The organism is Arenimonas sp. (assembly GCF_041913985.1).
Taxonomy (GTDB): Bacteria; Pseudomonadota; Gammaproteobacteria; order Xanthomonadales; family Xanthomonadaceae; genus Arenimonas.
The window spans coordinates 46,453-71,548 of sequence record NZ_JAYSEG010000011.1 but is presented as its reverse complement, the minus strand read 5'-3'; the positions used below and the strand labels follow the sequence as shown (position 1 = coordinate 71,548).

Here is a 25,096-nt window from a genome sequence, read left to right as displayed (position 1 = left end):
GGCAGGTATTGCGTAAGTGCTAACATAAATCCGTAGCCAGACCGAAGACAATAGGCCGAATGACACCCCGCTTGCTGCCGCCGCTATGCCTGCTTTCCCTGCTCGCGGCCTGTGCCGGCACCCCCCTCACGCCAATCGCGTCGGTCCCTTCGGTGCCGCAAGGCGAGGAGCTGGGCGAACCTTTCAGCGAGTACTCGGTCTGCCCGGCCCAATGGGCGGCATTGCTCAATGAGTGGGCCGCAGGACCAGCGTCGCGCGCCTCAACCCTGGATGGTCTGTACGAAACCACCCGCCTGGGCGACGAGAGCCGGATGGGCGTCGCCCTGCGCAAGGCCTGGGCACTGGAGGGCCAGCACACGCGGAGGGACCAGTTCCCCACGGAAAGCCAGTGGGTTTTCGTTGAAGCGCTGGCCCCTTTTCTCCGCAGCGACTGCGCCGCCCTGGGCTGGATGGCCGTGGCGATCTCGGACTACCTTGCGGACCAATGGCCGATGACGGTCCGGGCTCGCGACGAAGGCCGGCAACTGCGGCCGGGCGACCAGGAGCGGGCCATGCGTTTCATCCGGGACCTGATCGACCACCCGCATCTCGACCGATGAACCCCGGCCGCCGCCTCTCCCTGATCGTCGCCTGCGCCCTGTTCATCGAGAACATGGACTCGACCGCCATCGCCACCTCGCTGCCGGCGATCGCGGCCGACCTGGGCACCGAGCCCATCGCGCTGAAGCTGGCGCTCACCGCCTACCTGCTGGCGCTGGCCGTGTTCATCCCGGTCAGCGGCTGGGTGGCCGACCGGTTCGGCGCCAGGCGCACCTTCATGGCGGCCATCGCGGTGTTCCTGCTGGGCTCGGTCGGCTGCGCCGCCAGCGGCAGCCTGGAACAGATGGTGGCGGCGCGTTTCCTGCAGGGCATGGGCGGCGCGCTGATGGTGCCGGTGGGGCGGCTGGTGCTGCTGCGCACCGTGCCCAAGAACGAACTGGTGCAGGCCCTGAGCTGGCTCACCATTCCCGCGCTGGTGGCGCCCATCATCGGCCCGCCGGTGGGCGGCTTCATCGCCACCTACAGCGACTGGCGCTGGATCTTCCTGATCAACCTGCCCATGGGCGCGCTGGGCCTGGTGCTGGCCCGGCGCTACGTGCCCGACCTGCGCGAACCGGTGAAGCCGCTGGACTGGACCGGCTTCGCACTCTCCGGCCTGGGCCTGGCGCTGGCGCTGTTCGGTTTTTCCACCCTGGGCCGGCACATGGTGTCCACGCCGGTGGCGGCCACCTGCCTGGCGATCGGGCTGGCGGGCATGGCGGCCTACGTGTGGCACGCGCGGCGGCACCCGCACCCGCTGATCGACCTGGGCCTGCTGAAGCTGCCCACCTTCCGGGCCGGCGTGCTGGGCGGCACGCTGTTCCGCATCGGCATCGGCGCCACGCCCTTCCTGCTGCCGCTGATGCTGCAACTTGGCTTCGGCCTGAGCCCGCTGGCCTCGGGCCTGCTCACCTTCGTGTCGGCGGTGGGCGCGATGTTCATGAAGACGATCGCCGCCGCGGTGTTGCGCCGCTTCGGCTTCCGGCGCGTGCTGTGGATCAACGCGCTGCTGGCTTCGGCCATGCTGGCGGGCTTCGGGCTGTTCCGCGCCGACACGCCGCACTGGCTCATCATGGGCGTGCTGCTGGTGTCGGGCTGCTTCCGTTCGCTGCAGTTCACCAGCCTCAACGCCATCAGCTACGCCGAAGTGGACCAGGCGCGCATGGGCCAGGCCAGCAGCCTGTCGGGCATGATGCAGCAGTTCTCGCTGGCGCTGGGCGTGGCCATCGGCGGCTACGCGCTGCAGGTGGCCGGCGCGCTCACCGGCCACGACTACGCCGACGCCGCGAACTTCGGTTGGGCCTTCCTCACCGTGGGCACCATTTCGGCGCTCTCGGCCTGGGTGATGTTCCGGCTGCCGCGCGACGCCGGCGCCGAAATGGCCGGCCGCGCGCAGGCCGGCCAGGAAGTGGCGGAACCGAAAGCCGCGCAGCGCCCCGCCACCTAGGCCGCTCCTGCAGGAGCTGGCGACGCGTGGCGTCAGCCAGCGAAAAACTCGCGGAATGCCGCGAGGGTGCGGGCGAGGCCGGCGTCGTCGACGTCGAGGTGCGTCACCAGGCGGATGCGCGTGCCGTAGCCGCCGGCGATGCGGATGCCGTGGCCGGCCATGTGCGCGGTGAGCGCCTCGCGCTTGCCTTCCGGCACGGTCACGAACACCAGGTTGGTGAAGGCGCCTTCGACCGACAGGCCGGGGATCGCACGCAGTGCGTCGGCCAGTTCCGCGGCGCGGCGGTGGTCATCGGCCAGGCGCGCCACGTGGTGGTCGAGCGCGTGGCTGGCCATGGCCGCCAGCAGGCCGGCCTGGCGCCAGCCGCCGCCCAGCACCTTGCGCCAGCGCCGGGCCTTGCCGATGAGTTCGTTCGAGCCCACCAGCACCGAGCCGACCGGCGCGCCCAGGCCCTTGGACAGGCACACCGACACGCTGTCGAAATGCCGCGCGATCTCCCGCGCCGGCACGCCGCAGGCGACGGCGGCGTTGTACAGGCGCGCGCCGTCGAGATGGAAGCCCAGGCCGCGGCTGCGGGCCAGCTCACCGGCACGCGCCAGGTAGTCCAGCGGCAGCGGGCGGCCGTGCCAGGTGTTTTCCAGCGCCAGCAGGCGGGTGCGGGCGAAGTGCGGGTCGCCCAGCGGCTTGATGGCCGCGGCGACGGCCTCCAGCGGCAGCGTGCCGTCGGCAGCGTGCGGAATCGGCTGCGGCTGGATCGAACCCAGCACCGCGGCGCCGCCGCCTTCGTACTTGTAGGTGTGCGCGTCCGCGCCCACCAGGTACTCGTCGCCGCGTTCGCAGTGCGCCATCAGCGCCAGCAGGTTGCTCTGCGTGCCGCTGGGCACGAACAGCCCGGCCTCGAAGCCGAGTTCGCCGGCCAGGCGGGCCTGCAGGGCATTCACGCTGGGGTCGTCGCCCATCACGTCGTCGCCCACCCCGGCCGCGAAGCCGGCCTGGCGCATGGCCGCGGTGGGCCGGGTGACGGTGTCGCTGCGCAGGTCCACCCAATCCATCGAATCCTTCCCTCGTCAGGTCATGCGGCGCAGCGTGTCGTCGCGGCGAAGGAAGTGATGGTACAGCGCCGCCAGCACGTGCAGGCCCACCACCCAGTAGAACGCGTCGCCGACGAGCTTGTGGATGTCCTCGAACTGGTGCGCCAGCGATTCGCTCTCGGCCATCAGCGCCGGCAGGGCCACGCTGGTGAAGGGGATGAAGATGTCCTTGCCGTCGGTCCAGGCCGTGAACAGGCCGAGCAGCGGCTGAGCCACCAGCATGGCGTAGAGCAGCAGGTGCAGGGCCTTGGCCGGCACCGCCTGCCAGGCGGGCAGCGGCGGCGACACCGCCGGCGCCGGGCGCGAGAAGGCCAGCAGCAGGCGCGGCAGCATCAGCGCCAGGATGGCCAGGCCGGTCCAGAAGTGCGCCTGCACCATGGCGAGGCGGGCCGGGGTGCCGCGGTCGAAGTTTTCGCGGCCTTCGATGAAGACGAAGGCGGCCACGACGGCCAGGAAGATCAGCCAGTGCAGGGCGCGGCGGGAGGGGGCGTAGCGGGGACGTTGGGCGTTCATCGGCGGGGCTCCGGGCGGGCGGGGGCAGGCTCCAGCATGCGCCCACGTTCACCGAAGGCATTGACGCCGGTCAAGCATTCGCCCGCCTTCGCGCGAACGGTTAGCATTCGCGCCATGGACGCCAACACCACCACCGTCGCCAGCTGGAACGTCAACTCGCTCAACGTGCGCCTGCCGCACCTGGAAGAGTGGCTGAAGCTTCGCCAGCCCGACATCGTCGGCCTGCAGGAAACCAAGCTCGAGGACAGCCGCTTCCCCGACGACGCGCTGGCCGCGCTGGGTTACCGCAGCGTGTTCGCCGGGCAGAAGACCTACAACGGCGTGGCCATCGTGTCGAAGCAGCCGGCCGCCGACGTGCAGGTGGGCATCCCCGGCTTCGACGACGAGCAGAAGCGCGTCATCGCCGCCACCGTGGGCGACCTGCGCATCGTCAACCTGTACGTGGTGAACGGCCAGGACGTGGGCACCGACAAATACGACTACAAACTTCGCTGGCTGGAGGCCGTGCACGGCTGGCTCGCCGACGAGATCAAGGCGCACCCGCGGCTGGTGGTGATGGGCGACTTCAACATCGCGCCCGACGACCGCGACGTGCACGACCCGGCGGTGTGGAACGACGCCAGCATCCTCACCTCCACCGCCGAGCGCGCGGCGCTGCGCCGGCTGATGGAACTCGGCCTGCACGACAGTTTCCGCCTGCACCACGCCGACGGCGGCACCTTCAGCTGGTGGGACTACCGCGCCGCCGGCTTCCGCCGGAACCTGGGCCTGCGCATCGACCTGTGCCTGGTGTCCGACGCCCTGCGCGAACGCTGCACCGGCGCCGAGATCGACCGCGAGCCGCGCACCTGGGACCGCCCCAGCGACCACGCGCCGGCGCTGGTGCACCTCGCCCCCTGATTTCCGGGAAAAACCCTCAGCGCAGGCAGCGGCCCAGGAAGGCCTCGGCCAGGCGGTAGCGGTGCAGCGCGTCGGCGCCCTGCAGGCCGTGCTTGGCGCCGGGGTAGGTCATCAGCTCGAAGGGCGTGCCGCGCTTCTGCAGCTCGGACATCAGCTTGGTCGAGTTGGTGAACAGCACGTTGTCGTCGGCCATGCCGTGCACCAGCAGCAGCTTCGAGCGCAGGCCGTCCAGGTGGCTGAACACGGAGGCCTCGCGGTAGCCCGCCGGGTTGCGTTCCGGGTGGTCCATGTAGCGCTCGGTGTAGTGGGTGTCGTACAGCGCCCAGTCGGTCACCGGCGCGCCCGCCACGCCGCAGGCGTAGTGGCTGGACGCCTTGGCCAGCAGCATCAGGGTCATGTAGCCGCCGTTCGACCAGCCGTGCACGCCGATGCGCGCCGGGTCCACCCAGGGCTGCCTGCGCAGGAATTCCACGCCCGCCACCTGGTCCTCGACCTCCACCGTGCCCTGCTTGCCATGCAGCGCGCCGCCGAACTTCGCGCCGCGCCGCGGCGTGCCGCGGTTGTCGAGCGAGAACACCACGTAGCCCTGCTGCGCCAGGTACTGGTTGAACAGCGCGTCGGCGCGGCCCGGCCAGGCGCGCGTCACCGTCTGCGCGGCCGGGCCGCCGTAGACGAACACCACCACCGGGTACTTCTTCGCCGGGTCGAAGCCTTCGGGCTTGATCAGGCTGTAGTGCAGCACTTCGCCATCGGCGGCCGCCATCTGGCCGAACTCCACCGGCCGGTGCGCGGCGCGGTAAGGCGCGTAGGGGTGCGCCGGGTCGGCGAGGTCGTTGGCGACCAGCGTGGCCAGCTTGCTGCCGTTGGCCTTGAACAGCTCGGTCTGCGGCGGCGTTTCCGGGTTCGACCACAGGTCCACGAACACCGCGGCGTTCGCGCTGAACGCGGCTTCGTGCATGCCCGGCGCGGCGGTCAGCCGGCGCGGCTCGCCACCGGCCAGCGGCACGGCGTACACATGCTTCTCCAGCGGCGAATCCTTCGTGCCCGCGATGTAGGCCAGGCCGGCCGCTTCGTCCACGCCCAGCAGCGCGTCCACCACCCACTCGCCGTCCGTGAGCGCGCGCTCGAGGGCGCCGTCGGCGGCGTGCAGCTGCAGGTGCTCGAAGCCGCTGCGCTCGGAGATCCAGAGGAAACGGCCGTCATCGAGGAAACGCAGGCCGTCGTGCAGCGGCACCCAGGTGGCGCTGGTTTCGGTGAGCAGCACGCGCTGCCTGCCGGAAGCCAGGGTGGCTTCCACCAGCTCGAGCCTGCGCTGGTCGCGCGACTGGCGCTGGAAGGTGAGCACGCCCGGCGCGCGCCACTGCACGCGGGCCAGGTAGATGTCGGCCTCGGGGCCGAGGTCCACGTCCGCCACCGAAAGCTTCGCCGGCTTGTCCACGCCCGGCTGGCCGGCGCGCATCGAGGCCAGGTCGGCCACGTGCAGGGAAATGCGCACGTTCGGGTCGCCCGCGGCCGGGTAGCGCTGCTCCACCACCTCGGTGCGGTCGGCGTACATCTCGTAGCGCTTCTGCACCGGCACCGGCGACTCGTCGATGCGCGCGAAGGCCACCGCCGAATCGTCCGGCGCGAACCAGTAGCCGGTGTGCCGGCCCATTTCCTCGTCGGCCACGAACTCGGCCACGCCGTTGCCGATCGTCTCGCCGCCGTCGTCGGTGAGCTGCAGCTCGCGGCCGGTGGCCAGGTCGATCACCCACAGGTTGCGCTCGCGCACGAAGCCCACGAACTTGCCCTGGGGCGAGATCTTCGGGTCGGTGGCGAAGCCGGTGCCCGAGGTGAGCTTGCGCACCGGGTTGGCCACGCCGGGACGCAGGTCGTACAGGTAGAGTTCGCCGCCCAGCGGGAACAGCAGCGACTGCGAATCCGGCGCCCACTGGTACTCGACGATGCCGCGGAAGGCAGCGATGCGCTGGCGCTCGCGCCGCGCCTTCTCTTCGTCGCTCAGCACCTCGTCACCCGGCAGCACCACGGCCGAATCCACCAGCGGGCGGGTGGCGCCTTCGGCCACGTGGTACTCCCACAGGTCGAGCTGGAAGCGGTCGGTTTCCTTGCCGCGCAGGAAGGTGACGCGCGTGCCGTCGGGCGAGATGGCCGGCTTCATCAGGCCGGGGCCGGACAGCGGCGCGCCGCCGGTGATGGCTTCGAGCGTGAGTTTCTCGGCGTGGGCGGCGGGGGCGAGGGTCATGGCGGCGGCCAGCAGCAGGGTTCGCATCATTTTCTTCAGGGCTCAGGCGAGGTAGCCGCCGTCCACCGGCAGCGCGGCGCCGGTGAGGTAGGAGGCGGCGGGGGAAGCGAGGAACAGCACGGCCGGCGCGATCTCGCCCGGCTGCGCCACGCGCGCCAGCGGGATCAGGCGCAGCATCATGTCCATGATCTTCGGGTTGCCGGTCAGTGCCGAGGCGAACTTCGTGTCGGTCAGGCCCGGCAGCACCGCGTTCACGCGCACGCCCAGCGGCGCCAGTTCCTTGGCGAAGCCCTCGGTCATGTTGACGATGCCGGCCTTGGTCATCGAGTACACCAGCTGGCCGGGCGCGGCGCGCTCGGCGTTCACCGAGGAGATGTTGACGATGGCGCCGCCGTGGCCCTTCATGCGGCGCGCGGCCTGCACGGTGGTCCAGAAGTAACCGCGCAGGTTCACTTCGACGGTCTTTTCGTACGCATCCAGCGTCATGTCCACGGCCGGGCCGAAATACGGGTTGGCGGCGGCGTTGTTGACCAGGATGCCGACGCGCTTGCCGGCGGCGTCGAGCGTGGCGAACAGGGCCTCGATGGCGGCCGGGTCGCCCACGTGCACCGCATGCGCCTCGGCCGAACCGCCGGCGGCGCGGATGGCGTCGGCCACGGCCTGGCAGCCGTCGAGCTTGCGGCTGGTGCAGATGACATGGGCGCCGTGCGCCGCCAGCAGGTGCGCAATGGCCTCGCCGATGCCGCGCGAAGCGCCGCTGATCAGGGCGGTCTGGCCGGACAGGTCGAACAGGGGGTCGGTCACGCGCAGCTCCGGGACGTGGGTTTAACGACAGGCTTGTTATGCTCGGAAATCTAGCACAGGCCCCGTCGAGGGCCGGCTTCACGGGGAGTGCACGGATGGCGCAGCGGCGGGTGCTGATCACGGGTGCGGGAAGCGGCTTGGGCCAGGCCCTGGCGCACCGCTATGCGCGGGCCGGCGACAAGGTCGCCTGCGTCGACCTCGACGCCGCCCGCGCCAACCTCACGCGCGCCGCGCTGCCCGGCGAAGGCCACCTGGCCATCTCGGCCAACGTGGCCAGCGACGACGCGATGGAGCAGGTGCACGAGCGCATCGCCCGCGAATGGGGCGGCCTGGACGTGCTGGTGAACAATGCCGGCATCGCCACCGGCGGCGCCATGGTGGACACCACCATGGCCGAGTGGCGCAACGTGCTGGAGATCAACCTGCTGGGCGTGGTGCGCGGCTGCCGGCTGTTCCTGCCGGGCATGGTCGCCGCCGGCCGCGGCCAGGTCATCAACACCGCCAGCTTCGCCGGCCTGGCCGGCGCGCCCAGCATCATGAGCTACGGCGTGGCCAAGGCCGCGGTGGTGGCGCTGAGCGAACAGCTGCGCGCCGAGGTGGCCGACAAGGGCATCACCGTGAGCGTGCTGTGCCCGGCCTTTTTCCGCACCAACCTGCTGGAGAGCTGGCAGGGCGACCCGCGGCTCAAGGCCTTCGCCGACCGCATGATGGCCAGCTCGCCCGACACGCTCGAGGGCGTCGCCGACCGCGTGTTCGCGGCGGTGGAGCGCGGCGAGTTCCTGGTGCTGCCCACGCGCAGCGAACCCATGCGCTGGCGCCTGAAGCGCTGGTTCCCGAACCTTTATTTCAAGCAGCTCCTGAAGCTCGTCCGGGCCCGGGGCGCGGGGCACTGACATGGACTGGATGATCTACGGCGCCAACGGTTACACCGGCCGGATGATGGTGGAAGAAGCGGTGAAGCGCGGCCTGAAGCCCGTGCTCGCCGGCCGCAGCGCCGCCGCGCTGGAGCCACTGGCGCAGAAGCACGGCCTGGCCGTGCGCGCCTTCGCGCTCGACAACCCGGCGGCGTTGCGCACGGGGCTCAATGGCATCGGCCTGGTGCTGCACTGCGCGGGGCCGTTCTCGGCCACCTGCCGGCCCATGCTCGAGGCCTGCCTCGACGTCGGCGCGCACTACCTCGACATCACCGGCGAGATCGACGTGTTCGCGCTCTGCCACGAGCACGACGCCGCCGCCCGCGAAAAGGGCGTGGTGGTGCTGCCCGGCTCGGGCTTCGACGTGGTGCCCACTGATTGCCTGGCCGCCCAGCTCAAGCGCGAACTGCCCGGCGCCACCGCGCTGGTGCTGGCCTTCGAAGCCGGCGGCGGGCCCAGCCCCGGCACTGCCAAGACCAGCGTGGAAGGCCTGGGCAAGGGCGGGCGCGCCCGCATCGGCGGCGTGGTGAAGCGCGTGCCGCTGGCCTGGAAGACGCGCACGTTCGAGCGCGACGGCGAGCAGCGATTCGCCATGACCATCCCCTGGGGCGACGTGTACACGGCGCACGTCTCCACCGGCATCCCCGACATCGAGGTCTACATGGGCGTGCCGCCGGCCACCGCCGCGCGCCTGCGCCGCCTTCGCCTGCTCGGCCCGCTGCTGGGCCTGGGCCCGGTGCAGGCCTGGCTGAAGAAGCAGGTGGAGAAGAAGGTACGCGGCCCGTCCGACAACACCCGCGGCAAGACCGGCTGCGTGGTCTGGGGCGAGGCCCGCGACGCCGCCGGCCACGAGCTGAAGCGCCGCCTGCGCACGCCCAACGGCTACGACATCACCGTGACCGCCGCGCTGGGCATCGTGCAGCGCCTGCTCCAGGGCCCCGCGCCGGCCGGCGGCTACTACACGCCCTCGAAGCTGATGGGCGCCGACTACGTGCTGTCGCTGCCGGGCGTGCGCCTGGACTGAACGGCGGCGCTTGGCGCGCGCGGCCCCGGCCGCTACCCTTGCCGGGCCCGCCCACGGGCGAACCGGGAGCCAGACCATGCGCATGCCTGCCTTCATCCTCGGCGTCATCCTGCTGGTGGCCGGTGGCCTGATCGCCGCCGGCGTCTTCAAGTTCCAGTCCACCGAGAAGGTGCTGGACATGGGCCCGATCGAAGTGACCAAGACCGACACCAAGGCCCCGCCCGTGAACCTGGGCTGGGTGCTGATGGGCGCCGGCGCGGTGGCCCTGGTGATCGGCGCCGCCAGCAAGAAATAAACGAACCCACGGAAAACCCATGTCGAACAACGTTCCCTCCAACGCGCCGAAGCTCGGCCCGCTGCCCACCCTGATCTTCGCCTCGCGCTGGCTGCAGCTGCCGCTGTACCTGGGCCTGATCGTGGCGCAGTGCGTCTACGTGTTCCTGTTCCTCAAGGAGCTCACCCACCTGGTGGTGGACGCGAACACGCTGACCGAGCAGGGCATCATGCTGCTGGTGCTGGGCCTGATCGACGTGGTCATGATCTCCAACCTGCTGGTGATGGTGATCGTCGGCGGCTACGAAACCTTCGTGTCGCGCCTGAACCTGGCCGGCCACCCGGACCAGCCGGAGTGGCTGAGCCACGTCAACGCCAGCGTGCTGAAGGTGAAGCTGGCGATGGCCATCATCGGCATTTCCTCGATCCACCTGCTCAAGACCTTCATCGAGGCCGGCATGATCGGCGGCCTGCCGATCTGCGACACCGAAGCCGGGCTGCTGGCGCAGGAACTGATGCTCAAGGCGGGCGCCAAGGGCAAGGGCTGCACCACCGTCACCGAAACCGGCGTGATGTGGCAGACCATCATCCACATGGCCTTCATCGTCTCGGCCATCGGCATCGCCTGGACCGACAAGCTGATGTCGCAGTCGGTGGCGGCCAGCAAGAAGCACTGATCCGGCGGTTCTTCCGCCGGCCGGAACGCCGTGGCGCCGGTACAATGGCGCCATGGATGTCTCCCACCTGCTCGATGACCTCAACACCGCCCAGCGCGAGGCCGTTTCGGCCCCGCCGGGCCACCTGCTGGTGCTGGCCGGCGCCGGCTCGGGCAAGACCCGGGTCCTGACCCACCGCATCGGCTGGCTCAACGAAGTCGTCGGCGTGCCGGCGCACGGCATCCTGGCCGTCACCTTCACCAACAAGGCCGCCGCCGAGATGCGCGGCCGCGTCGAGGCGCTGCTGCGCCACGGCAGCCGGGGCATGTGGGTGGGCACCTTCCACGGCCTGGCGCACCGCCTGTTGCGCCTGCACTGGCAGGAGGCTGGGCTGCCCGAATCCTTCCAGGTGCTCGACCAGGACGACCAGGTTCGCCTGCTCAAGCGCATCGCCGCCGACCTCGAGCTCGACGAGGGCCGCTTCCCGCCGCGGCAGATGGCCTGGTGGATCAACGCGCAGAAGGACGAGGGCCGCCGCCCCAAGCACATCCAGCCGGCCGGCGGCGACTTCTACGGCTCCACCATGCTGCGCGTCTACGAGGCCTACCAGGAACGCTGCCAGCGCGCCGGCCTGGTCGACTTCGCCGAGCTGCTGCTGCGCGCGCACGAGCTGTGGCTCGAGCACCCCGCGCTGCTGCACCACTACCAGCAGCGCTTCCGCCACCTGCTGGTCGACGAGTTCCAGGACACCAACGCCATCCAGTACGCCTTCGTGCGCGTGCTGGCCGGCGAAACGGGCCAGGTGTTCGTGGTGGGCGACGACGACCAGGCCATCTACGGCTGGCGCGGCGCCAAGGTGGAGAACGTGCAGCGCTTCCTGCACGACTATCCCGGCGCGCGCACGCTCAAGCTCGAGCAGAACTACCGCTCCACCGGCAACATCCTGGCCGCCGCCAACGCGGTCATCGCCCACAACCCCGAGCGCCTGGGCAAGCAGCTGTGGACCGCCGACGGCGAGGGCGAGCCGATCGACCTCTTCGCCGCCTACAACGAGGTGGACGAGGCGCGCTTCGTGGTCGAACGCATCCAGGCCTGGATCCGCGAGGGCGGCAGCGCCGGCGACAACGCCGTGCTCTATCGCTCGAACGCGCAGTCGCGTGCCATGGAAGAACAGCTGGTGCAGGCCGGGCTGCCCTACCGCGTGTACGGCGGCCAGCGCTTCTTCGACCGCATGGAAATCAAGGACGCGCTGGCCTACCTGCGCCTGGTGGCCAACCGCGGCGACGACGCCGCCTTCGAACGCGCGGTGAACACGCCGCCGCGCGGCATCGGCGGCAAGACGCTGGACGAAGTGCGCCGGCACGCGCGCGAGGATGCCATGCCGCTGTTCCGCGCCGCCGAAGTGCTGGCCGGGGAATCCGGCGGCCTGGCGGGCCGCGCGCGCAACGCGCTGCGCGGCTTCATCGAGCTGATGGATTCGCTGGAGGCGGGCATCCAGGATTCGCCGCTGCACGAGCAGTTCGACCACGTGATCAACGCCTCGGGCCTGCGCGCGCACTATGCCGCCGAATCGCGCGGCCAGCTGGATTCGCGCGTGGACAACCTCGACGAACTGGTGTCGGTGGCCAGCCGCTTCGAGCGCCCCGACGACGAGGAGCTGGCCGGCATGAGCGAGCTCGTCGCCTTCCTGGGCTACGCCGCGCTCGAAGCCGGCGAAGGCCAGGCCGAGGCCGGCGAGGACGGCGTGCAGCTGATGACCCTGCACAGCGCCAAGGGCCTGGAATTCCCGCAGGTATTCCTGGTGGGCGTGGAGGAAGGGCTGTTCCCCAGCGGCAAGTCGCTGGAGGAAAGCGGGCGGCTCGAGGAAGAGCGCCGCCTGGCCTACGTCGGCCTCACCCGCGCGCGCCAGAAGCTGGTACTCAGCTACGCCGAATCGCGCCGCCTGCATGGCATGGAGATGTTCGGCACGCCCTCGCGCTTCCTGCGCGAAATCCCGCAGGCGCTGCTGCGCGAGGTGCGCCCCAAGGTGCAGGTCAGCCGCCCCACCGGCTTCGGCCCGCCGCGCGCCGCCGCGCTCGACGCCGCGCCCGGCCTGTCGCTGCGCCTGGGCCAGCGCGTCATGCACCCCAGCTTCGGCCTGGGCGTGGTGATGGACGCCGAAGGCAGTGGCGCCCACGCCCGCATCCAGGTCAATTTCGAAACCGGCGGCGCCAAGTGGCTCGTGCTCGGCTACGCCAACCTCCAACCCGCCTGAAGGACAGGAACGCAAATGAAACGACGTGAACTCTTGCGGGGCGCGGGCCTCGCGGCCGTGGCGACGGGGCTGGCGGCCTGCGGCGCGCAGCCGGCGGCGCAGGGCGGCGAATCGGCGTCCACCGAGCGCTTCCAGTGGAAGATGGTGACCTCCTGGCCCACCAACTTCCCCGGCCTGGGTTCGGGCGCGGCGAAGCTGGCCGAAATGATCACCGCCGCCAGCGGCGGCCGGCTCGCGGTGAAGGTGTACGGCGCCGGCGAACTGGTGCCGGCCTTCGAGGTGTTCGACGCCGTCGGCCGCGGCACCGCCGAGATGGGCCATTCGGCCGCGTACTACTGGAAGGGCAAGGCCGCGGCCGCGCCTTTCTTCTGCGCCGTGCCCTTCGGCCTCAACGCGCAGGAAATGAACGGCTGGCTCTACGAGGGCGGTGGCCTGGAGCTGTGGCGCGAACTGTACGCGCGCTTCGGCCTGGTGCCCTTCCCGGCCGGCAACACCGGCGTGCAGATGGCCGGCTGGTTCCGCAAGCCGGTCAACGGCCTGGCCGACCTGCAGGGCCTGAAGATGCGCATCCCCGGCCTGGGCGGCGAAGTGATGTCGCGCGTCGGCGCCGTGCCGGTGAACCTGCCGGGCGCCGAGATCTTCAGCTCGCTGCAGTCGGGCGCCATCGACGCCGCCGAGTGGGTGGGCCCCTACAACGACCTGGCCTTCGGCCTGCACCGCGCCGCCAAGTACTGCTACTACCCGGGCTGGCAGGAGCCGGGCCCCACGCTCGAGTGCATGGTGAACCAGGCCGCCTGGGAAAGCCTGCCCAAGGACCTGCAGGAAATCGTGGCCCTTTGCTGCCGCGCCGTGAACGACGCGATGCTCGCCGAGTTCACCGCGCGCAACCAGCAGGCGCTCGACGTGCTCGTGCGCGAGCACGGCGTGGAGCTGCGCCAGCTGCCCGACGACGTGCTGCTGGCCCTGCGCAAGGCCTCCGACAAGGTGCTCGAGGAAGCCGCCGCCGCCGACCCGCTGGCGCGCAAGGCGCTCGAGTCCATGCGCGCCTTCCGCGCCCAGGCCAAGGCCTGGCACGCGGTGTCGGAAGAGGCGTACTACGCCACCCGCGGCTGACCCTGCCAAAGGTCACGATTCGGCGTATAAGGCCAGAATCGCCGCTGAACGCGCCCCGGCCGGCCCGGGGCGATTCGCGCGTAAAGAACGTCCACTTCCCGAATGAGGTGTTCGTGTCATGCGCAAGTGGTTCAAGCGGGTCGGCGTCGCCGCCGGCGTGGTCGTGGGGGCCGTGGGCCTGCTGTTCGCGGTGGCCTGGTTCAAGGCCGAGGCCGACATGGCCCGCGTCTACGAGGTGGCCGACCCGCCGCTGGTGCTGGCCGGCGACGCGGCCGAACTCGCGCGCGGCGCGCACCTGTACCAGGTGGCCGGCTGCGTGGAGTGCCACGGCGAAGGCGGCCGCGGCAAGGTGTTCATCGACGCCGGCCCGGTGGCCCGCGTGGTGGCGCCAAACCTCACGCCCGCCGCGCTGCGTGGCCGCTACGACGTGGACCAGCTGGCCGCCGCCATCCGCCACGGCGTCGGCCCCGACGGCCGCCCGCTGCGGGTGATGCCCTCGGGTGACTTCGCCAACCTCACCGACGCCGACACCGCCGCGCTGGTCGCGCACCTGAAGGCGCTGCCCGATTCCGACAACCACCCGGGCGATACCGAGATCCGCCCGCTGGGCCGCGTGCTCTACCTGCTGGGCAAGCTGCACCTGGTGCCGGCCGCCACGCTCGACCATTCGCCGCGCCAGCGCACCGCGCCGCCGCAGGGCCCCACCGCGGAATACGGCGCCTACCTGGCCCAGGTGTGCACGGGCTGCCACGGCGCCGACTGGGCCGGCCAGCGCGTGCCCGGCACGCCGCCGGAACTGCCGCCGGCCTCGAACCTGACGCCGCACGCCAACGGCCTGGCCGGCTGGAGCCAGGCCGATTTCGCCCGCGTGTTCCGCGAGGGCAAGCGCCCGGACGGCAGCGACGTGCACCCGTTCATGCCCTGGCGCACCTACGGCGTGATGACCGACGACGAAGTGACCGCGCTCTGGCTGCACCTTTCCGGCCTGCCGGCGAAGCCCGGCCAGCCGAAGGCCGCGAAAGCCTAGCCCTGGCGGTAGATGTCCGGCCGGTAGCGTTCCATCACGCTTTCCGGCCGCGACAGCGGGGTGAACCCGTAATCCGCGTACAGGCCATGCGCGTCGCGCGTGGCCAGCAGCATGCGGCGCAGGCCGGTCAGTTCCGGGTGCGCCGCCACCGCGTCCATCAGCGCCTTCGAAATGCCGCGGCCGCGGAACTCCGGCAGCACGAACACGTCGGCCAGGTAGCCGAAGGTGGCGCGGTCGCCGATGACGCGCGCGAAGCCCACCTGCCGGCCGCCCAGCAGCGCGCTGAAGCACAGCGAATTCGCCACCGCCTTCTCCACCACCGCGCGCGGGATGCCGACGCACCAATAGGCGTGTTCGCGAAGGAAGCCGTAGACCACGTCGAGGTCGACGTCGGCGGGGTCGGTGCTGATGCGAAGCTCATCCATACAGGTAGTCCGGCAGGGCGGTGGCCAGCGAAGGGAAGGCCGCCACGGCCGCCAGCACCAGCAACTGCAACACGATGAAGGGCAGCACGCCGCGGTAGATGTCGGCGGTGCGAAGTTCCGGCGGCGCCACGCCGCGCAGGTAAAACAGCGCGAACCCGAACGGCGGCGTCAGGAACGAGGTCTGCAGGTTGATGGCCATCATCACGCCCAGCCAGACGGGGTCCACGCCCATCGCCAGCAGCACCGGGCCGACGATCGGCACGATCACGAACACGATTTCGATGAAATCGAGCACGAAGCCGAGCAGGAACATCAACAGCATCACCGCCACGATGGCGCCCCACTTGCCGCCGGGCAGCGAGGCCAGCGCCTCGTGCACCAGGTCGTCGCCGCCGTAGCCGCGGAACACCAGCGAGAACAGCGCGGCGCCGACCAGGATGGCGAACACCATCGCCGTCACCTTCACCGTTTCGGTGCCGACCTCGAACAGCCGGCGCAGGCCGAGCCGCCCGTACAGCGCCGCGAACGCCGTGGCGCCCACCGCGCCCACCGCCGCCGCTTCGGTGGCCGTGGCGTAGCCGGCGAGGATGGAGCCCAGCACCAGGCCGATGAGCGAGAGTGCCGGCAGGATGGCCTTGGCCAGCTGCGCCAGCGAACGCGGCTGCGCTTCCCGCAGCGCGGGCGCGCGCTCCGGCTGGCGCCAGGCCACCCACAGCACGTACAGCAGGTACATCGCCACCAGCGCCAGGCCGGGTACCAGCGCACCGGCGAACAGGTCGCCGACCGACACCGTTTCCGGCGCGTAGATGCCCTGCTTCAGCTGCGCCTGCTGGTAGGCGTTGCCGAGCTGGTCGCCCAGCAGCACCAGCACGATCGAGGGCGGGATGATCTGGCCCAGCGTGCCCGAGGCGCAGATGGCGCCGCTGGCCAGGCGCGGGCAGTAGCCATGGCGCAGCATGGTGGGCAGCGAGATCAGGCCCATGGCCACCACCGTGGCACCGACGATGCCGGTGGACGCCGCCAGCACCGCGCCCACCAGCAGCACGGCCACCACCAGGCCGCCGCGCACGCGGCCGAACAGCGCGGCCACGGCCTCGAGCAGCGACTCGGCGATGCGCGAGCGTTCCAGCATCACGCCCATGAACACGAACAGCGGCACCGCCACCAGGGTTTCGTTGCTCATCACGCCGAACACGCGGTTCGGGAAGGCTTCGAGGAAGCTGGCGTCGAAGTTGCCGAGCACGATGCCGGCACCGGCGGCCAGCAGCGCCACGCCGCCGAGCACGAAGGCCACCGGGAAGCCGCTGGCCAGCCCGGCCAGCAGGCCGAGCAGCAGCAGGACGAGCATCAGGACGTGCTGGTCGTGCAGGCTCATGCGCCCCCGCGGGCGAGGGCGCGGCTAAGCGCGCGCAGGGTTTCGGCCAGGCCCTGCAGGAACAGCAGGCCCGCCGACAGCGGGATCAGCGCCTTGAGCAGGTACCAGGCCGGCAGGCCGCCCGGGTCGCGCGAGCCTTCGCGCGCGGCCCAGCTGGCAGCAACGTAGTCCCAGCTCATCGCCACGATGAAGGCGCAGAAGGGCAGCAGCAGCGCCACGCCGGCGCCGAACTCCACCCAGTCGCGGGTGCGCGCGCCCCAGCGCTGCGAGAACACGTCCACCCGCACGTGCGCGCCGTGGCGCAGGGCGTAGGCCAGGCCCAGCAGGAACACCGAGGCGTGCAGCCACAGCACCGCTTCCTGCGCCGCCACCGAACCCGCGCCGGCGGCATGCCGCGCCAGCACCAGCCCGAAGGCCAGCGCCACCAGCGCGACCGCCAGCGCGGCGGCCACGCGGCCACCGGCTTCACTCACGGCGTCGGCCCAGCGCAGGGCCGGGGCGAGGCGGCTCAATCCCACTCGTACAGGGTCCAGTACACCGGCGACACGTGGTCGGCCACGTCGTCGCGGTTGAGGCGGCCGTTGCCGTCGGTGTCCATCAGGTAATACGGGCGGCCGCGCGCAGGCGTGACCTTGACCATGTAGAGCCGGCCGTCCTGGCGGTACTCCTCGACGCGGTCGCCGTTCTGCTCGGTGCGGATGCTCACCGCCGGCAGTTCGTCGCCGGTGGGCGCGGCCTGCACCTTCTCGGGGATGGGCGCTTCCTCGCGGGCGGGGGCTTCCGCGGCGGGCGCGGCGTCCTGCGCGGCCAGGGCGAACAGCAGGGGAATCAGGGCGTTCATGGCGGGCTCCTGCACGCGGGACGGCCAGCATGGCAAAAGCGCCCCGGGCCCTCAAGCGGCGCGCCCGGGGCGCGTAGAATCCGGGTTCGACCGCACCGGACCGCCGCCATGTCCCGCCTCGTCCTCATCGACGGCTCCTCCTACCTCTACCGCGCCTTCCACGCCCTGCCGCCGCTGACCGGCCCGGACGGTTCGCCCACCGGCGCCCTGTTCGGCATCGTCAACATGCTGCGCGCCACGCTGAAGGAAAACCCCGACTACACCGCCTTCGTGGTGGACGCCTCGGGCCCGACCTTCCGCGACGAGATGTACCCGGACTACAAGGCGAACCGCCCGCCCATGCCGGACGAGCTGCGCGCCCAGGTGGAGCCGATGATGCGGATCGTCGAGGCGCTGGGTTTCCCCATCCTGCGCGTGCCCGGCGTGGAGGCCGACGACGTGATCGGCACGCTGGCGCTGCAGGCGCACGCGGCCGGCATCCCGGTCACCATTTCCACCGGCGACAAGGACTTCGCCCAGCTGGTGCGGCCGGGCATCACGCTCACCAACACCATGACCGGCAGCGTCACCGACGAGGCCGGCGTGTTCGAGAAATTCGGCGTGCGTCCCGACCAGGTGGTGGACCTGCTGGCGCTGATGGGCGACACCGTGGACAACGTGCCCGGCGTGGACAAGTGCGGCCCCAAGACGGCCGCCAAGTGGCTGGCGCAGTACGACTCGCTCGAGGGCGTGATCGCCCATGCCGCCGACATCGGCGGCAAGATCGGCGAGAACCTGCGCGCCGTGCTCGGCCGCCTGCCGCTGAACCAGGCGCTGGTGACCATCCGGACCGACGTGCCGCTCGACCTGGCGCCGCAGCAGCTCAAGCTGCGCCCGCGCCACGTGGATGCGCTGCGCGAGCTGTACGCGCGCTACGGCTTCAACGCCGCGCTGCGCGAACTCGAGGGTGGCGCGCCGTCGTCCGCCGCTCGCCCCGCCGGCCGCGCCGCGCCAGCGGCGGCCGAGGAGGCTGCGCCCGATCCGTCGCTGTCCGCGCCGGGTGAATACGAATGCGTCACCACCCGCGAGGCGCTGGCGGCCTGGGTCGAACGCCTGCTCCGGGCGGAGCTCGTGGCCTTCGACACCGAAACCGATTCGCTAGATCCGCTGCGCGCCAACCTGGTGGGCCTGAGCTTCGCCGTGGAGCCCGGCAAGGCCTGCTACATCCCGGTGGGCCACGACTACCCGGGCGCGCCGGCGCAGCTGCCGCGCGACGAGGTGCTCGACGCGCTGCGCCCGGTGCTGTGCGACGCCGCCCGGCCCAAGCTGGGCCAGCACGGCAAGTACGACATCCACGTGCTGCGCCGCCACGGCGTGGACGTGCTCGGTTACGCCGAGGACACGATGCTCGAGAGCTTCGTCTTCAACGCCGGCGGCCTGCGCCACGACATGGACACGCTGGCGCGCAAGTACCTGGGCTACGACACCATCAAGTACGAAGACGTGGCCGGCAAGGGCGCCAAGCAGATCCCGTTCTCGTCGGTGGCGCTCGACGACGCCACCCGGTACGCCGCCGAGGACGCCGACGTCACCCTGCGCCTGCACCGCGTGCTGTCGGCCAGGCTGGCCGCCGAGCCTTCGCTGCAGCAGGTGTACCGCGACATCGAGATGCCGCTGGTGCCGGTGCTGGCGCGCATGGAGGCCGCCGGCGTGCTGGTGGACGTGGCCGAGCTCAGGCGGCAGGGCGCCGACCTCGGCCGGCGCATGCTGGCCGCGCAGCAGCGCGCGCACGAAATTGCAGGCCGCGCCTTCAACCTCGATTCGCCCAAGCAGCTCGGCGCCCTGCTGTTCGACGAACTCAAGCTGCCGGCGCTGGTGAAGACGCCCACCGGCGCGCCGTCCACCAACGAGGAGGCCCTGGAGGCCATCGCCGACCAGCACGAGCTGCCGCGCCTGATCCTCGAATACCGCGGCCTGGCCAAGCTGCGCAACACCTACACCGACAAGCTGCCGGAGATGGTGAACCCCGGCACCGGCCGCGTGCACACCAGCTACCACCAGGCCGGCGCCGCCACGGGCCGCCTGAGCTCGAACGACCCGAACCTGCAGAACATCCCCATCCGCACCGAGGACGGCCGCCGCATCCGCACCGCCTTCATCGCGCCGCCGGGCAGGAAGATCGTGGCCTGCGACTACTCGCAGATCGAGCTGCGCATCATGGCCCACCTGTCGGAAGACGCCGGCCTGCTGCGCGCCTTCGAAAGCGGCCAGGACGTGCACAAGGCCACCGCCGCCGAGGTGTTCGGCGTGCCGCTGGCCGAGGTGAGCGGCGACCAGCGCCGCGCCGCCAAGGCCATCAACTTCGGCCTGATGTACGGCATGAGCGCCTGGGGCCTGGCGCGCCAGCTGGGCATCGGCCGCGGCGAGGCGCAGGACTACATCGCGCTGTACTTCGCCCGCTACCCGGGCGTGCGTGACTTCATGGAGCGGGTGCGCCAGCAGGCGCGCGAGCAGGGCTACGTGGAAACGGTGTTCGGCCGCCGCCTGCAGCTCAATGAAATCAATTCGCGCAACCAGGCCCAGCGTGCCGGCGCCGAGCGCGCCGCCATCAACGCGCCGATGCAGGGCACCGCCGCCGACATCATCAAGCGGGCCATGGTGTCGGTGGACGAATGGGTGCAGGCGCACCGCGACCGGGCGGCGATGCTGCTGCAGGTGCACGACGAACTGGTGTTCGAGGCCGAGGCCGGTTTCGTGGACACCCTGGTCGCGGAAGTGCGCACGCGGATGGAATCGGCGGCGAAGCTCAGGGTGGCGCTGGTGGTGGACGTGGGCGTGGGCGAAAACTGGGACCAGGCGCATTGATTCCGTGACGGAATTCGCCTTTTGAATCAGCCAGTTGCGGCGGAATGAACGCGTCCTGAATCGAACGGTTTTTTAACTGTCCTGTTCACGAACTTCTCATGCGTGGGGGGGTCTACTAGGCGCGTCGGATGCAAGGTCCGGCGCAGGATCACTCCCTCCCCTGAGTGGATCCAACCGGAGCAGGGTTCTCCCCAACCTGAGCTCCATCCCCTACCCCGCGGGCTTCCCCTGGCCCGCGGGGTTTTTATTTGCCGCGCCGGCTCCCTGTAGGAGCGGCTTCAGCCGCGAAGCTCTTCGCCGAGCCAATCCCGCGCCCGCAGATACTCACCGAGCCTGGCCTCCGCACTGCCCGCTTCCGGCACGTACGCGTATTCGAACCGCACCCGCGGCGGCAGGCTCATCAGGATCGACTCGGTGCGCCCGCCGCTCTGCAGCCCGAACAGCGTGCCGCGGTCCCAGACCAGGTTGAACTCCACGTAGCGGCCGCGGCGGTAGAGCTGGAACTCGCGCTCGCGTTCACCGTAGGGCGTGTCCTTGCGGCGCGCCACGATGGGCAGGTAGGCGTCGAGGAAGCCGTTGCCCACCGCGCGCGTGTAGTCGAAGCAGCGCTCGAAGCCGTCGGCGTGCAGGTCGTCGTAGAACAGGCCACCGACGCCGCGCGCCTCGTTGCGGTGCCTGAGGAAGAAGTACTTGTCGCACCAGGCCTTGTGCTCGGCGTAGCGGGTTTCGCCGAAGGGCGCGCACAGGTCGCGTGCCACCTCGTGCCAGTGCCGCACGTCCTCGTCGAAGGGATAGAAGGGCGTGAGGTCGAAGCCGCCGCCGAACCACCAGATCGGGTCGCGCCCCTCCGGGCGCGCTTCGAAGAAGCGCACGTTGGCGTGCGAGGTGGGCACGTACGGGTTGCGCGGGTGGATCACCAGCGACACGCCCACCGCGCGCCAGGGCGCACCGGCCAGCTCCGGGCGGTGCGCCGTGGCCGAAGGCGGCAGGGTGGCGCCGGAAACATCGGAGAAGCCCACGCCGGCCTGCTCGAACACCGCGCCTTCCTTCATCACCCGCGAACGGCCGCCGCCACCTTCGGGGCGGGTCCATTCGTCCTGCTGGAAGCGGGCGCCGCCGTCGGCGCCTTCCAGGCCCGCGCAGATGCGGTCCTGCAGGTCGCGGAGGAAGGCGTGCACGGCGTTGAAATCGGACATGGCGGGCGCTGGCGGAAAGGGAGGGCCATGATAGCCGCCCGGGCCGGCGGCTATAATCCGCGCCAGCAATGGACTCCCCCACGCCTCCCCGCCTGCGTGTCCTGGCCGATGAACGCCCGGACGCGCTGATCGCCTTCCGCTACGCCCCCGCGGCGCCGTCGCCGCTGGCGGTGGACTGTGCGCGGCTGGCGGGCCCGGCGGCCGAGGCCTGGCTGGCCGAGGGCGACCACTACGCGCTGCAGGCGATCGAAGTGGCGGAAACGGGCGGTGACATCCAGGCCGCCGCCGCCGAGGCCTACCGTCGGCTGCTGGCCGCCGTGCGGCCGTCGTCGCATCCCTACCTGCTGCGCATCTGGAACTACTTCGCCGCGATCAACGCCGGCGAGGGCGACGACGAGCGCTACCGCCGCTTCTGCGTCGGCCGCGCCGCGGCGGTGGACGGCATGTTCAACGACCCGCCGCCGGCGGCCACCGCCATCGGCGCCGACGGCCTGCCGGGCCGCCTGCAGGTGGTGGCGCTGTGCGCGAAGGCGCCGGCGCTGGCGCTGGAAAACCCGCGGCAGACGCCGGCCTGGCGCTACCCGCGCGAACACGGGCCGGTGTCGCCGGGCTTCTCGCGTGGCGCCGTGCTCGACGCCGGCACCGCCACGCCGCGCCTGCTGGCTTCGGGCACGGCCAGCATCATCGGCCACGTCTCGCAGCACGTCGGCGATTTCGCCGGGCAGCTGCACGAAAGCCTGCGCAACCTCGAAGCCCTGCTCGAACAGGGCGAACAGCGCACCGGCCGGCGCTTCCCGCTGGCCGGCTGCGAATCGCTGCGCGTCTACCTGCGCCACCCGCGCGACCTGGCCACCGCGCAGGCCATCCTCGCGGGCAGCGGCATCGACGCCGGCCGCATCACCTACCTGCGCGGCGACGTCTGCCGCCGTGAACTCGACGTCGAGCTCGAGGGTGTCTTTCCGGCGGTGTGACTGCGTGGGTTTGAACGCGGATCAGAGCGGATGGAAGCGGATAAGGGCGAATAGGGCGGTCGAATGAAAAGGCCCGCGATCCTTGCTTGGATCGCGGGCCTTCTTGTTCAAGTGGATCCGCTTTTATCCGCTTCCATCCGCTCTTATCCGCGTTGAAAGCGTGAACCCTACTTCAGGCTGGTCTCGAACAGTTCGAGGATGCGGCGGTACTGGTCGTACCAGCTCTCGGGGTGCTGGTAGGCGTGGCGCTCGAGCGGGTAGCTGGCCATCGTCCACTTGTCCTTCTTCAGCTCGATCAGGCGCTGCGCCAGCCGCACCGAGTCCTGGTAGAAGACGTTGTCGTCGATCATGCCGTGGCTGATCAGCAGGTGGCCGCGCAGGTTCTCCACGTACTCGATCGGCGAGCTGCGCTTGTAGGCCTCCGGGTCGAGCTCGGGCGTGTTGAGGATGTTCGAGGTGTACTCGTGGTTGTAGCTGGTCCAGTCGCTGACCGGGCGCAGCGCGGCGCCGGCCTTGAACACCTCGGGCGCGCGGAACAGCGCCATGAAGCTCATGAAGCCGCCGTAGCTGCCGCCGTAGATGCCCACGTTGGCGGCGTCGCCCTGGTGCCGGGCCACCATGTACTTCACGCCGTCGAGGTAGTCCTCGAGCTCCGGGTGGCCCATGCGCTGGTAGATCGCCGTGCGCCAGTCGCGGCCGTAGCCCTCCGAGGCGCGGAAGTCCATGTCGAGCACGATGAAGCCGCGCTCCACCAGCAGCTGGTGGAACATCTGCTCGCGGAAATACACCGGGAAGCGCGCGTGCACGTTCTGCAGGTAACCCGCGCCGTGCACGAACATCACCACCGGGTACTTGCGGCCCGGCTCCAGCGTTTCCGGGCGGTAGAGCTTGGCCCACACGCTGCCGGCGCCGTGCGTGGACGGCACCTGCACCATCTTCGGCGCCAGCCATTCACGCGCCTTGTAGTCGGCGCTGCGGGTGTCGGTGAGCTTGACCGCCTCGCCGCCGGCCACCGGTTGCACGGCCAGCTGCGGCGGCGTGTGGTGAGCCGACCAGCGCAGCAGCAGCTGGCTGCCGTCGGCCGAAAGCGTGAAATCCTCGACGCCGTCGAGCGCGGTCACTTCCCGCACTTCGCCGCCGGTGCTGGGCACCGCGCACACCTCGTAGTCGCCCGGCCACTCGCGGTTGCACAGGAAGTAGGCGGTGGCGCCGTCCGGCGACCACTGCGGCGACGAGGCCTCCCAGCGGCCCGAGGTGAGGCGGCTGGCGCGCTGGCCCGGCACCACGGTGTACAGGTGCGAGTAGCCCGATTCCTCCGACAGCAGCCACAGCGTGCGGCCACCCGGCAGCCAGCCGAAGTCGTTGAAGTTCCAGTTGATCCAGGCCGGGTCGGTGAGCCGGTGCGCGGGCACCAGCTTGCCGCCGGCGAAGTCGACGGTGGCGATCCAGCGGTCCTTGTTGTCCACCGCGCGCGCCATCACCGCCACGTTGCCGCCGTCGTCGCTCCACCGGATCGCGTCGATGCGCACCGCGCGCTCGCCCTTGAAGGCCTCGAGGCCGGCGGCCTTGCGCAGGTCGGCCAGCGGGTCGCTGGTGATGCCCGGCAGCGCGGCCAGCGGCAGCGCGCGCACCTGGCCGGTGGCCAGCTCCACCAGCGCCAGCTGCTGGCCCTGCGGCGGGTTGCGGCCGACGCGCACGCGCACGTCCTCGGCCTCCTCGTAGCCCGATTCGGTCACGTACTTGGGCATCTTGCCGCCGCGGCCCTTGTCGGCGCCCTTGGCCTCGGTGACCACCAGCAGCCAGCGGCCGTCGGGCGACAGCGCGCTGTCGGCGATCTCGACCTTGTCGCCCAGGTACACCGGCGCCGCGGCGCGGCTCGGGTCGGCCTGGCGCAGGGCCTCGGCGTTTTCACGCTGGGCCTCGCGGAAGGCCTTCTCGCGCGCCAGCTGCACGCTCAGGCGCAGCTGGTGCTCGCGCAGCGCGTCGGCTTCCGGCGCGGCGGCCGGGTTCTTTTCCGCGCGAGGCAGCGCCACCGGCTGCACCAGGCGGGTGTCGGGCGACCAGCGGAACCAGTCGTTGCCCACGCGCCAGAGCACGCCGCGGCCGTCGGCGGCGAAACGCACGCCGTCCTCGGCTTCGCTGCTGCGCGTGAGCTGCAGCAGCGGGCCGCCCAGCACGCGCAGGAAGACGTCGCCGTTGCGCACGAACACCGCCTGCCGGCGCGCCGCGTCGAAGCGCGGGTTGGCGGCGTCGAGTTCGGCCAGCGCCGCGCCTTCCAGCTTCACCGGCTCGCCGCCGGCCACGGGCACGGTCCAGGTGTCGCGCACCGGCGAGCCTTCGCGCTTGAGCGTGTAGTAGGCGCGCTGGCCGTCGAGCGACCACCAGGCCGATTCCACCGGCGGGCCGATCCAGTCCGGGTTGGCCATGGCCTGGTCCAGCGTGAGCGCGGGCTGGGCGGCGGCCGGCAGCGCGGCGGCGAGCAGCAGGGCGATGGGGGTGAGGCGACGGTGCATGGTGGCTCCCGGGATCAGGCAGGCCGGCAAGCCTAACAAAGCCGGCGGGGCGGCCGCGTGTGCGGCTTTTCCCACCTGCCGTTTGCGGCGACAA

22 protein-coding genes are annotated in these 25,096 nt (G+C 71.1%); 12 read left to right on the top strand and 10 right to left on the bottom strand.

All coding sequences use genetic code 11. The features are described from left to right. Window positions 1-59 precede the first annotated feature (59 nt). Window positions 60-599, top strand: coding sequence for a hypothetical protein (locus ACE3Q2_RS05625; protein WP_374473336.1), 540 nt, complete (start codon window positions 60-62; stop codon window positions 597-599). After that, on the top strand, window positions 596-2,026 hold the full coding sequence (locus tag ACE3Q2_RS05620) for an MFS transporter (RefSeq protein WP_374473335.1): 1,431 nt from the start codon (window positions 596-598) through the stop codon (window positions 2,024-2,026). Before ACE3Q2_RS05625 ends, ACE3Q2_RS05620 begins: the two co-directional genes overlap by 4 nt. 32 nt (window positions 2,027-2,058) lie before the next feature. Here ACE3Q2_RS05620 and ltaE read toward each other — a convergent pair whose 3' ends face one another. Then, the gene (ltaE, locus tag ACE3Q2_RS05615) at window positions 2,059-3,078 is read right to left on the bottom strand and encodes a low-specificity L-threonine aldolase (RefSeq protein ID WP_374473334.1); all 1,020 of its coding nucleotides are present in this window, start codon (window positions 3,076-3,078) and stop codon (window positions 2,059-2,061) included. 15 nt (window positions 3,079-3,093) lie between these two features. Continuing rightward, on the bottom strand, window positions 3,094-3,630 hold the full coding sequence (locus tag ACE3Q2_RS05610) for a cytochrome b (protein ID WP_374473333.1): 537 nt from the start codon (window positions 3,628-3,630) through the stop codon (window positions 3,094-3,096). A gap of 114 nt (window positions 3,631-3,744) precedes the next feature. Here ACE3Q2_RS05610 and xth point away from each other — a divergent pair, with 114 nt between their 5' ends. Next, entirely contained in the window at window positions 3,745-4,530 is a 786-nt protein-coding gene (xth, locus tag ACE3Q2_RS05605) for an exodeoxyribonuclease III (protein WP_374473332.1), read from the top strand. Between the two features lie 16 nt (window positions 4,531-4,546). Here the strand turns inward: xth and ACE3Q2_RS05600 are convergent, their stop codons facing one another. Both ACE3Q2_RS05600 and ACE3Q2_RS05595 read right to left on the bottom strand, forming a co-directional pair. Next, window positions 4,547-6,799: a DPP IV N-terminal domain-containing protein gene (locus ACE3Q2_RS05600; RefSeq protein ID WP_374473331.1), complete on the bottom strand. Its 2,253-nt coding sequence runs from the start codon at window positions 6,797-6,799 to the stop codon at window positions 4,547-4,549. A gap of 15 nt (window positions 6,800-6,814) precedes the next feature. Further along, window positions 6,815-7,576, bottom strand: coding sequence for a glucose 1-dehydrogenase (locus tag ACE3Q2_RS05595; protein ID WP_374473330.1), 762 nt, complete (start codon window positions 7,574-7,576; stop codon window positions 6,815-6,817). Window positions 7,577-7,671: 95 nt separating this feature from the next. Here ACE3Q2_RS05595 and ACE3Q2_RS05590 point away from each other — a divergent pair, with 95 nt between their 5' ends. The 7 genes from ACE3Q2_RS05590 to ACE3Q2_RS05560 all read left to right on the top strand — a co-directional run bounded on the left by ACE3Q2_RS05590 (window position 7,672) and on the right by ACE3Q2_RS05560 (window position 14,837). After that, window positions 7,672-8,469: an SDR family NAD(P)-dependent oxidoreductase gene (locus ACE3Q2_RS05590; RefSeq protein WP_374473329.1), complete on the top strand. Its 798-nt coding sequence runs from the start codon at window positions 7,672-7,674 to the stop codon at window positions 8,467-8,469. Window position 8,470: 1 nt separating this feature from the next. Further along, window positions 8,471-9,514 (top strand): trans-acting enoyl reductase family protein, encoded by a 1,044-nt coding sequence (locus ACE3Q2_RS05585; RefSeq protein WP_374473328.1) that lies wholly within the window; start codon window positions 8,471-8,473, stop codon window positions 9,512-9,514. 76 nt (window positions 9,515-9,590) lie between these two features. Then, window positions 9,591-9,809 carry a hypothetical protein gene (locus ACE3Q2_RS05580; RefSeq protein ID WP_374473327.1) on the top strand — a complete coding sequence of 73 codons (219 nt, stop codon included), beginning with the start codon at window positions 9,591-9,593 and terminating at the stop codon, window positions 9,807-9,809. A gap of 19 nt (window positions 9,810-9,828) precedes the next feature. Next, entirely contained in the window at window positions 9,829-10,464 is a 636-nt protein-coding gene (locus tag ACE3Q2_RS05575; RefSeq protein ID WP_374473326.1) for a TIGR00645 family protein, read from the top strand. 52 nt (window positions 10,465-10,516) lie between these two features. Next, a complete protein-coding gene (gene uvrD / locus ACE3Q2_RS05570) occupies window positions 10,517-12,697 on the top strand; it encodes a DNA helicase II (RefSeq protein WP_374473325.1) in 2,181 nt (726 codons plus the stop codon). A gap of 15 nt (window positions 12,698-12,712) precedes the next feature. After that, window positions 12,713-13,810 carry a TRAP transporter substrate-binding protein gene (locus ACE3Q2_RS05565; protein ID WP_374473324.1) on the top strand — a complete coding sequence of 366 codons (1,098 nt, stop codon included), beginning with the start codon at window positions 12,713-12,715 and terminating at the stop codon, window positions 13,808-13,810. A 118-nt stretch (window positions 13,811-13,928) separates the two neighbouring features. Further along, window positions 13,929-14,837 (top strand): c-type cytochrome, encoded by a 909-nt coding sequence (locus ACE3Q2_RS05560; RefSeq protein WP_374473323.1) that lies wholly within the window; start codon window positions 13,929-13,931, stop codon window positions 14,835-14,837. Here the strand turns inward: ACE3Q2_RS05560 and ACE3Q2_RS05555 are convergent. Genes ACE3Q2_RS05555 through ACE3Q2_RS05540 form a run of 4 tightly spaced genes read right to left on the bottom strand, consistent with a single transcriptional unit; the run spans window position 14,834 to window position 17,478 of the window. Beyond that, entirely contained in the window at window positions 14,834-15,262 is a 429-nt protein-coding gene (locus tag ACE3Q2_RS05555; protein ID WP_374473322.1) for a GNAT family N-acetyltransferase, read from the bottom strand. The genes ACE3Q2_RS05560 and ACE3Q2_RS05555 overlap by 4 nt on opposite strands. Continuing rightward, window positions 15,255-16,637, bottom strand: a complete 1,383-nt coding sequence (locus ACE3Q2_RS05550) for a TRAP transporter large permease subunit (protein WP_374473321.1) — start codon at window positions 16,635-16,637, stop codon at window positions 15,255-15,257. The genes ACE3Q2_RS05555 and ACE3Q2_RS05550 overlap by 8 nt, the downstream gene beginning before the upstream one ends. Beyond that, a complete protein-coding gene (locus ACE3Q2_RS05545) occupies window positions 16,634-17,149 on the bottom strand; it encodes a TRAP transporter small permease subunit (protein ID WP_374473320.1) in 516 nt (171 codons plus the stop codon). Before ACE3Q2_RS05545 ends, ACE3Q2_RS05550 begins: the two co-directional genes overlap by 4 nt. Continuing rightward, the gene (locus ACE3Q2_RS05540) at window positions 17,146-17,478 is read right to left on the bottom strand and encodes a DUF2782 domain-containing protein (protein ID WP_374473319.1); all 333 of its coding nucleotides are present in this window, start codon (window positions 17,476-17,478) and stop codon (window positions 17,146-17,148) included. Before ACE3Q2_RS05540 ends, ACE3Q2_RS05545 begins: the two co-directional genes overlap by 4 nt. Before the next feature lie 108 nt (window positions 17,479-17,586). On the opposite strand from ACE3Q2_RS05540, the gene polA reads away from it, so the two are divergent. Beyond that, window positions 17,587-20,322, top strand: a complete 2,736-nt coding sequence (gene polA / locus ACE3Q2_RS05535) for a DNA polymerase I (protein ID WP_374473318.1) — start codon at window positions 17,587-17,589, stop codon at window positions 20,320-20,322. Between the two features lie 278 nt (window positions 20,323-20,600). Here the strand turns inward: polA and hemF are convergent, their stop codons facing one another. Next, the gene (gene hemF, locus ACE3Q2_RS05530) at window positions 20,601-21,518 is read right to left on the bottom strand and encodes an oxygen-dependent coproporphyrinogen oxidase (RefSeq protein ID WP_374473317.1); all 918 of its coding nucleotides are present in this window, start codon (window positions 21,516-21,518) and stop codon (window positions 20,601-20,603) included. A 68-nt stretch (window positions 21,519-21,586) separates the two neighbouring features. On the opposite strand from hemF, the gene ACE3Q2_RS05525 reads away from it, so the two are divergent. Continuing rightward, window positions 21,587-22,489, top strand: a complete 903-nt coding sequence (locus tag ACE3Q2_RS05525) for a pteridine-dependent deoxygenase (RefSeq protein WP_374473316.1) — start codon at window positions 21,587-21,589, stop codon at window positions 22,487-22,489. Window positions 22,490-22,656: 167 nt separating this feature from the next. Here the strand turns inward: ACE3Q2_RS05525 and ACE3Q2_RS05520 are convergent, their stop codons facing one another. Further along, window positions 22,657-25,002 (bottom strand): prolyl oligopeptidase family serine peptidase, encoded by a 2,346-nt coding sequence (locus tag ACE3Q2_RS05520; RefSeq protein WP_374473315.1) that lies wholly within the window; start codon window positions 25,000-25,002, stop codon window positions 22,657-22,659. Window positions 25,003-25,096: the final 94 nt, after the last annotated feature.